The organism is Geodermatophilus chilensis, assembly GCF_002802985.1.
GTDB lineage: Bacteria > Actinomycetota > Actinomycetes > Mycobacteriales > Geodermatophilaceae > Geodermatophilus > Geodermatophilus chilensis.
In genome coordinates, this window is record NZ_NVPT01000052.1 from 23,975 (window position 1) to 31,805 (window position 7,831).

General features: G+C 73.6%; 14 protein-coding genes. 5 read left to right on the forward strand and 9 right to left on the reverse strand.

What is annotated here, in order from left to right:
• Window positions 1–29: 29 nt before the first annotated feature.
• The 9 genes from CNO22_RS10905 to CNO22_RS10935 form a co-directional block, all read right to left on the reverse strand.
• Window positions 30–935: a PD-(D/E)XK nuclease-like domain-containing protein gene (locus CNO22_RS10905; RefSeq protein WP_100499403.1), complete on the reverse strand. Its 906-nt coding sequence runs from the start codon at window positions 933–935 to the stop codon at window positions 30–32.
• Window positions 932–1,639: a 3'-5' exonuclease gene (locus CNO22_RS10910; protein WP_100499395.1), complete on the reverse strand. Its 708-nt coding sequence runs from the start codon at window positions 1,637–1,639 to the stop codon at window positions 932–934. Before CNO22_RS10910 ends, CNO22_RS10905 begins: the two co-directional genes overlap by 4 nt.
• Window positions 1,636–1,806 carry a hypothetical protein gene (locus CNO22_RS27630; RefSeq protein ID WP_157936903.1) on the reverse strand — a complete coding sequence of 57 codons (171 nt, stop codon included), beginning with the start codon at window positions 1,804–1,806 and terminating at the stop codon, window positions 1,636–1,638. The genes CNO22_RS10910 and CNO22_RS27630 overlap by 4 nt, the downstream gene beginning before the upstream one ends.
• Complete coding sequence (locus tag CNO22_RS10915; RefSeq protein ID WP_100499404.1) at window positions 1,803–1,988, reverse strand: hypothetical protein; 186 nt, start codon at window positions 1,986–1,988, stop codon at window positions 1,803–1,805. Before CNO22_RS10915 ends, CNO22_RS27630 begins: the two co-directional genes overlap by 4 nt.
• A complete protein-coding gene (locus tag CNO22_RS10920) occupies window positions 1,988–2,398 on the reverse strand; it encodes a hypothetical protein (RefSeq protein ID WP_100499396.1) in 411 nt (136 codons plus the stop codon). The genes CNO22_RS10915 and CNO22_RS10920 overlap by 1 nt, the downstream gene beginning before the upstream one ends.
• Window positions 2,395–2,715: a hypothetical protein gene (locus CNO22_RS10925; RefSeq protein WP_100499397.1), complete on the reverse strand. Its 321-nt coding sequence runs from the start codon at window positions 2,713–2,715 to the stop codon at window positions 2,395–2,397. The genes CNO22_RS10920 and CNO22_RS10925 overlap by 4 nt, the downstream gene beginning before the upstream one ends.
• Window positions 2,712–3,077: a hypothetical protein gene (locus tag CNO22_RS10930; RefSeq protein WP_157936904.1), complete on the reverse strand. Its 366-nt coding sequence runs from the start codon at window positions 3,075–3,077 to the stop codon at window positions 2,712–2,714. The genes CNO22_RS10925 and CNO22_RS10930 overlap by 4 nt, the downstream gene beginning before the upstream one ends.
• 75 nt (window positions 3,078–3,152) lie before the next feature.
• Complete coding sequence (locus CNO22_RS27635; RefSeq protein ID WP_157936905.1) at window positions 3,153–3,338, reverse strand: hypothetical protein; 186 nt, start codon at window positions 3,336–3,338, stop codon at window positions 3,153–3,155.
• Entirely contained in the window at window positions 3,335–3,592 is a 258-nt protein-coding gene (locus CNO22_RS10935; RefSeq protein WP_198588245.1) for a helix-turn-helix transcriptional regulator, read from the reverse strand. The genes CNO22_RS27635 and CNO22_RS10935 overlap by 4 nt, the downstream gene beginning before the upstream one ends.
• A gap of 277 nt (window positions 3,593–3,869) precedes the next feature.
• Between CNO22_RS10935 and CNO22_RS10940 the strand changes: the two genes are divergently transcribed.
• The 5 genes from CNO22_RS10940 to CNO22_RS10960 form a co-directional block, all read left to right on the forward strand.
• Window positions 3,870–4,442 (forward strand): hypothetical protein, encoded by a 573-nt coding sequence (locus CNO22_RS10940; protein WP_100499399.1) that lies wholly within the window; start codon window positions 3,870–3,872, stop codon window positions 4,440–4,442.
• Window positions 4,443–4,499: 57 nt separating this feature from the next.
• Entirely contained in the window at window positions 4,500–4,946 is a 447-nt protein-coding gene (locus CNO22_RS10945) for an ImmA/IrrE family metallo-endopeptidase (protein WP_108724372.1), read from the forward strand.
• Entirely contained in the window at window positions 4,943–6,409 is a 1,467-nt protein-coding gene (locus CNO22_RS10950; protein ID WP_157936906.1) for a recombinase family protein, read from the forward strand. The genes CNO22_RS10945 and CNO22_RS10950 overlap by 4 nt, the downstream gene beginning before the upstream one ends.
• A 27-nt stretch (window positions 6,410–6,436) precedes the next feature.
• Window positions 6,437–7,057: an ATP-binding protein gene (locus CNO22_RS10955; protein ID WP_232806948.1), complete on the forward strand. Its 621-nt coding sequence runs from the start codon at window positions 6,437–6,439 to the stop codon at window positions 7,055–7,057.
• A partial coding sequence (locus tag CNO22_RS10960) for a DNA-processing protein DprA (protein ID WP_198588246.1) occupies window positions 7,054–7,831 on the forward strand: 778 nt, incomplete at its 3' end. The genes CNO22_RS10955 and CNO22_RS10960, both read left to right, overlap by 4 nt.

Below are 7,831 nucleotides of genomic sequence, written 5' to 3' on the forward strand. Positions count from 1 at the left end.
GAAGCTGGTGGGGTGGGCGGCGCCGGCGATCACAGGAGGTCCTTGAACTCGTTGACCACCCACGGCGGCGGGCTGATGAGCTCGACCTGGTCGGAGTAGCCGGGCCAGCGGTCGGTGCGCTGGCAGTCGGCGTAGATCGACAGGGCCTGCTGGGAGAGCACGCGGCCGATGCGCAACGCGTCGTGGTCCAGCTCGCAGACCGTGACCGGGTACGGGGCGGTCTTCTCCTGGACCACGAACACGAACGCGATGTCCTCGGCGAGGCCGAGGGCGGAGACCGCATCGATGTACCAGGCGGCCTGCACGTGGTAGCCGAGGTTGAACGCGGTCTTGCGGAAGGCTCCGGGCTCGGCGCAGGCGGCGGTCTTGTAGTCGGCGAGGATGAGCCGGCCGCCTGGGGTGAGCTTGGGCAGCCAGTCGAGTCGGGCGCGGCGCCACACCTGCTGCTGCCGGTCGGGTGTGGCGACAGGGATCTGCTGGCGCCAGAACAGGGACTGTTCGGGCTTGCCGCCGCGCTCGGGGTTGAACAGCGCGGACGCCATCGGGTGCTGCCGGATGGCGGCGGCCATCGCGTCGACCTGGGCGACCTCGTGCGCAAGCAGGGGCACCTTGCCGGCCGCGTGGGCGGTGTCCCGCTGCTCGCGGGCGGCCTTGGTCTTCCAGTCGTCGGCGTCGACGGTGACGACGTCGGCGCCGACGCCGAGGACGGCCTTGTGGGCGGCGTGCCCGAGGTCGAAGGTGCGCTTCTTCGGGCTGCCGTGCAGCTGCTCGTGGCGGAAGATCGCGGGGCACGATGGGGGCAGCAGCTTCCGCGCGCCGGACGACGACAGCGAGCCGCCGGGCACCGGGTCGGCGTGGTAGTCGTCCTCGTGGAGGTCGGGGTAGACGCCGGGCTCAGTGACCTCGGGGGCGGCGAGGACCTCGGCGGCGGTCATGCCGCCACTGCCGGGGCGTGGGCGCGCATCGGCCACTCGCCGGTGGGGAGGTCGTCGGTGCGGCCCTGCCGGATCAGGTAGTCGCGGAACGACGCGGCCTGCTCGGCGGCCCAGTGGACCTGGGCGTCGTGCAGCTCCTCGAGCGACATGGCGCCGACCTCGGGGAAGCGGCGGGCGATCCGCCACATGACCCGGGCCGCGGCGAGGGCGTCGGCGGTGGCGTCGTGTGCGCCGCCGTGGGTGACGCCGTAGTGCGCGCACTGGGTCTCCAGGGTGCGCTTGCCCTTGCGGTAGCGGTCCACGGCCTTGTCGATGACGAACGGGTCCAGCACCAGGGAGGGCTGCAGGCCCCACTCGGTGAGGCCGTGCCGGCGCATCTCTCGGTCGAGGATCGTCAGGTCGTAGGACGCGTTGAACGCCAGGACCGGGACGCCGTCGTTCCAGGCAGAGGCGAGCTGGTTGGCGATCTCGCCGACGCACTCGACCGGCGGCCGGCCGTGCGCCCGGGCGTGCTCGGTGGTGATGCCGTGCACCGCCGCCGCGGCCTCGGGGATCTCCACGCCGGGATCGATCAGCCACGACGTGGTGTCCAGGTCGGCGCCGTCGATCCACACGGTGGTGGCGGTGACGATGCGGTCGGTGTCGCAGTTGACGCCGGTGGTCTCGGTGTCGAAGGCCAGGAATGGCCCGTTGTGCCAGCTCATCGGATGGCCTTCCAGCTGAGGGCGCCGCACTCGTTCTCGGGGTGCTCGCCGGGGATGAGGCGGCAGGTGCAGGTGCCGGGCCCGTCGGGGGTGCCGTCGGAGGGGTTGTCGAGCAGGGGCGCGCCGGTGGCGAGGAACGCGCGCATCTCGGCGTCGAAGGTGGTCACGAGGGCACCTCGTCCATCGGGTTGATGGCGGTGGTGTGGTCGTGGCCGGTCGTGCGGCGGTCGTGCTCCATGCCGCGGTGGCAGGTCGCCATGTGTCCCGCCCAGCCCTTGTGCGGGCCGTCCGGGACGATCCGGAACACGAAGCAGCGGCTGTCGCAGTAGCGGCAGTAGGCGCCGGCCATCACGCCACCGCCGTCCGTGCCGCGCGGCGTGCCTCGGCGGCCGAGTAGCGGGCCAGCCGCACCGCACCCTCGATGTCTGCGGCGACCCGCTCCCGGGTGCGCTCGTACCGGGCCTGGATCTCGTGGCCGACGGTCGAGAACGACATGCGTACCCAGTCGCGGTCGGTGAGCTCGTCGAGGTCGTCGGGCTGCCACAGGCCGTCCATCAACGACCACAGCAGGTGACAGTCGGCGTCGAGCTGCGCCCACAGCCGCTGCCGCGCGGTGACGTCACCGGCGTCGCCGAGCAGGAACGACACCAGGTCGTCCACGGTCATGACGACGTCGTGGTCGCCGGCGTGGATGGCGCGCAGGTACCAGAGGCGGGCGAGCTGCTCGGCGGTGCCGCAGCGCACCGGCTCCAGGCTCACCGGGTCACCTCGGCGTCGTCGTCGGGGCGGCCGGTGTAGACGATGACGGTGGCGCGGACGTCGTCGAGGGTGGCGACGCCCTGTCGGTTGTAGTTCGCCGTCTCGGCGTCGTCGTCGGCCAAGCTGAGGCGGTCGGCCAGGTCGTTGACCTCGACGACGTTGGAGAGGCCGACGTTCACCATCCAGCCGGTGTCCGCGTAGACGTCGTAGGCGTTGACGGACAGGGTCTTGGGGGCGAGGTCGAGGTCGCCGAGCACGTCGGCCGTCGCGTTGAGCAGCGTCCGCATGGTGGTGCGGTGGGCGCTGCGGGCGGTCACTGGAAGCCGCCCTGCGACGCGACGAGCAGCAGCTCGCCGAGGACGCGGGTGCCGAGCAGGAACCCGGCGAGGAAGGCGATGACGCCGACGGCGCCGGCGGTGGTGAGCGCGGCGTCGCGGGCGCGGGCCAGGTCGGCGGCGAACGGGGAGTGGCGGACCATCGCCCAGCGGCGGGCAAGGCGGGCGCGGGGGGTCGTGTAGGTGCGGGTGACCGGGGGCTTGGCCCACGGGAACCGCTCGGCGGTGGTGTCGGCCAGTCCGCCCTCGATCACGCGGATCCGGGCGGTGTCGGTGTGCAGCGGCGCGCCGGTGGGCGGGGCGAAGGACCCGGATCGGGTCCAGGAGCGGGCGGTACGGTTCACGGTGATCGACTCCTTCACAGTCGGTCGGAATGGCGGCGGTCCCCGGGCCTGGGGGCCGCCGTCGTCTGTTGTGGGTCAGGACGCCAGCGGCGTGGCGCGCTCCCGGCGGCGGCGGATGCGCTCCTCCAGCTCGTCGACCGAGGGGCCACCGGGCACGTAGGCCTCCTTCGCCGCCTCCCGCGGGGACAGCGCCGCCTGGCGGGCGCACGCCGCGGCCCACGCGCGGCCAGCAGCAGCGAGCGCTTCACTCCGGCCACTCACGCCGCCGGCCTCCCCGAGCTTTGGACGTCACGTCCGCCAGTGATGGATGTCGAGGGCACGACGAGTAGCTCGAGGGGGACGTCGAGACGCCTCGCGATCCGCTCGGCCACCCGCGGGGTCATCGTGTTCCTCCGCCCGGCGGTGAGGTGACTGATGAAGCCCTTGCTGACGCCGGCTGCGAGGGCCATGTCCTGGTAGGAGACGCCCTTCTGGGCCATCAGCGCCCGCAGTGTCGCTGCGCTGGTGAGCTTCATCCATGTCCCCTTCGGCCACCTGGCTCGCTTGATTCGTGCTGCGTACAAGTCTCCTCCTGGTAGACGCGACTGTCAACGACTGGTGGATGAAATGTCCGCTAGTGGTAGACGGTTGTCAAGTACTCACACGCGTGTTGTTCCGCAGCTAGGTCAAACGCCGTCTACCTCTTGCCGCTTCTTGGTAGACGAGACACGTAGCCTCAGCCGTCAAGCAGCGGTAGACGGCAGGGGAAAAGCGGTGGTTGAACGCGGCGAGGCGAGTCCCGACAGTTCCGGCGTGCCCACCATCGCGGAGCTCCTGCTCGCCTACCGCGACCGGACGGGCGCCTCCTACGCGGAGATGGCCCGGAAGGTCGGCGATGAACTCACCCCGTCGCGCATGCACCAGCTCGCCACAGCACCGCCGCAGCAGTTCCCCAAGCGGGCCCGCACGGTCGAGGCGCTCGCGGAGCTGCTTGAGGTGCCGGTCACCACCATCGTGCTGGCCTTCGCGGCCGGCCTCGGCATCCCCGTGCAGCAGTCCGGCACAGTGCTCGAGCAGACACTCCCACCGGGCACTGACGTTCTGACTGACGAGGACCGGCAGGCCGTCCGCGGCATCGTGCGCGCCTTGGTCCGGGCGCGCCGCAACGCGCTCGTCCACCACGCCAGCGGCAGCGGCAAGACCGAGTCGCTGATGCGCGCGGCCCAGGCCGCCGACGCCGACCTCGCGCTGGTCGTCAGTGACCGGCCCGCGGAGGGCGCCGACCCGGCTGACGTCTCGGCGGAGGACTTCGCGCTCGCCGCGCGCCGCGGCGACAGCGAGGGCCGGCGGCAGCGTGAGCAGCAGGACCGCGACGCCGAATCCTGAGCGTGTAGTCACGGGGATCTGACGGTCTGTCACAGGTAGCCGGTAGATCACCACGCCATGAGCCGACGGGGGATCTGGCATCCATGGCGCCACCTGGCGCGCCACCATCCGCACCTGACGGTGCTCTTCGCCGACCTGCCCTCGGGGCTGCTCGGCTTCACACACCTCGCCGACGGCGTGATCGTGCTCGACCGGCGGCTGAGCCAGGTCGAGAGGAGGTGCACGTTGACCCACGAGCTGGAGCACGTGCACCGCGGCCCGGTGCCCGCCGACAGGCGGCTCGCCGCCCGCGAGGAGCGGGTGGTTGACGAGCTCGCCGCGCGGCGGCTGGTGTCGCTGCGTGAGCTGATGGAGGCGCTGCTGTGGTCGGACAACGAGCACGAGGTGGCCGACGAGCTGTGGGTGGACGTGCCGACGCTGCGGACCCGCATCGCCGAGCTGGCCGCGGAGGAGCAAGTCGCGATCGACGCTCGCCTGGCCGACGCCCCGCGGTGGCAGCCGTGACGGGCCGCGCGCTGCGGCCGGTGCCACAGACCGCTCCGCGCGCCCTGGCGCTCATCCGCGTCTCCAAGGAGCGGGAGGGCATGGTGTCCCCGGAGCTGCAGGACACCGCCATCGGCGACTACTGCGCCCGCGCCGGCTACACGATCACCCACCGCATGGAGGGCCTGGACGAGTCCGGGTCCCGGGCCCGCTCCCGGTGGTGGGCGAAGCTCGACGCGGCTGTCGCGATGATCGAGGCTGGCGACGTCGACGTCATCGTGGTGTGGAAGTTCTCCCGCACCGCCCGGCACCGTCTCCGGTGGGCCGTCGCGCTTGACCGGGTCGAGACCGCCGGCGGCCGACTGGAGTCGGCCACGGAGCAGGTCGACGTCTCCACGTCCACGGGGCGGTTCACCCGGGGGATGCTCGCCGAGCTGAACGCCTTCGAGGCCGAGCGGATTGGGGAGCAGTGGAAGGAGGCGCACGAGCGGCGCCTGTCCAAGGGGCTGCCGTCGCGTGGCGGCCCCCGCTTCGGGTACGTCCGGGACGGCGACACGTACACCCCGGACCCGGTGACGGGGCCGCTGCTGGCCGGCATGTACGCCGACTACCTGGAGGGCGCCGGGTTCTCCACGATCGCCCGCCGCCTCAACCGGGCTGGGCAGCGGACGCTGCGGGGTGGGCCGTGGTCGTCGGAGCGGGTGGCCGACGTCTTGGACTCCGGGTTCGGCGCCGGCCTGCTGTCGAAGGGCTCCCGGCGGGATATCACGTGGGTGCCAGGGGTGCACCCGGCGGTGATCGAGGCCGCGGTGTGGGAGGCGTACCGGGAAGCGCGGGAGGCGCGGCGGGGGCAGCCGAACGCCGGGGTGCCGCTGTACCCGCTGTCCGGGTTGCTGCGGTGCGGGGACTGCGGGTCTTCGATGCACGCCGCCCGACTGGGCCGGTACGCCGGGTACGGGTACATCTGCGGCCGGTGGGTGAAGACCGGGCAGGGCGTGTGCGTCACCGTGTCCCGGGCGAAGGTGGAACGGGTCGTGTTGCAGTGGCTGGCGCGGTACGCCGCGGAGGTGGAGGACCAGGCGACGAGGCAGGCGGCCCGTCAGGCGGCGCAGCTGGTGGCCCGGTCGGACGCGACGGACCTGCGGCGGCAGGTTCTGCGCCTGGACGAGCGGCTGAACCGGCTGACCGTGGGGTGGACTGAGGGGCTGGTGCCGGACTCGGCGTACGCGGCGACGCGGGACGAGCTGGCCGCGAAGCGGGACGAGCTGGTCGGGCGGGCGAGGGAGGCGGAGGAGATGTCGACCGCGCTGCAGCGGCCGGCCATGCCGATCGTGACCGCGCTGCTGGACCGTTGGGATGAGCTGCCTGCCGCGTCGAGGCGGGAGATGCTCGGTCATCTGCTGCGGCGGGTGGTGGTGGTGCGGCCGGAGTCGGGGCCGGTGCGGGTGGAGGTCGAGCCGGTGCACGCGCTGCGCGAGGTGTGACCGGCGGTTACATCCCGCTTTGTCGCCTTGTTGCTCGACGAGGCGCCGGAGTTCCCACGGGCGGTCCTCGACACGCTGCGTCAGCCGCTCGAGCGCGGCTCGGTGACCATCTCCCGCGCCAGCGGCGCGGCCACCTTCCCGTGCCGCGCGCAGCTGGTGCTCGCGGCCAATCCCTGCCCGTGCGCCAGCGCCGCCGGCGACGCCGCCTGCACCTGCAGCCCGCTGGAGCGGCGGCGCTACCAGGCCCGCCTCTCCGGACCGCTGCTCGACCGGATCGACCTGCGGGTCGACCTGCCGGCGGTGACCCGGGCCGCCTGGCTGGAGGCCGGGACGGCGCTCGAGCCGACCGCCGTCGTCGCCGGCCGCGTCGCACAGGCCCGGGCGGCCGCTGCGGCGCGGCTGTCCGGCACGGGCCTGCAGGTCAACAGCCAGGTGCCGGGCCGGCTGCTGCGCGAGCGGTGGTCCCCGCCGCGGTCGGCGCTGCGGCTGGTCGAGCGGGCGCTGGAGCGCGGGGCGCTGTCGGTGCGCGGCTACGACCGGGTGCTGCGGGTGGCCTGGACGTTGAGCGACCTGGCGGGGCGGACGGTGCCCGGTCCCGGCGAGGTGGCCGAGGCCCTCGGGCTGCGGCTGCAGCGGGCCGCGTCATGAGCGCCCTGCCGAGCCTCGACGAGGACATGGAGCAGGGGCTCTCCGAGACGGCCTCCGTCGGGCTCGCCGGCCCCGCGGTGCGCCGGGCGCGGGCCTGGTTGAGCCGCGCGGCCGAACCCGGCAGCGTCGCGTTCTGGCGCTTCGTCGAGGACGCCGGCCCGGTCGAGGCGGTGCGCCGGCTGCGGTCGGGTCGCGCGCCGGACGCCGTCCGGGCCCTGGTCGGCGTCCGCGCGACCCAGGACGCCTCGCTGCAGGACCTGCTGCGGGCCGAGCGCTGCGACGCGCGGCTGGTCGTCCCCGAGGACGACGAGTGGCCGGCGCACCTGCTGCACTGCCTCACGCTGGCCACCGGCGAGGAGCCCGACGACCCACGGCACCAGTCCCCGCGGGCCATCGCCCCGGTGCCGCCGCTGGCCCTGTGGGTGCGCGGTCCGGCCCGGCTCGACGAGCTGGCCGACCGGTCGGTGGCGATCGTCGGTGCCCGGGCGTCGACGGCGTACGGCGAGCACGTCGCGGGCGAGCTGGGCCACCAGCTGGGGGAGCGGGGCTGGACGGTGGTCTCCGGCGGGGCCTTCGGCATCGACGCGGCCGCCCACCGGGGCGCGCTGGCCGCGGACGCCCCCACCGTCGCGGTGCTGGCGTGCGGCGTCGACCGGGCCTACCCGGCCGCGCACGGGGCCCTGTTCCACCGCATCGCCGAGTCGGGGCTCCTGGTCAGCGAGTGGCCCCCCGGGGCCGCCCCGCTCAAGCACCGCTTCCTGGTCCGCAACCGGC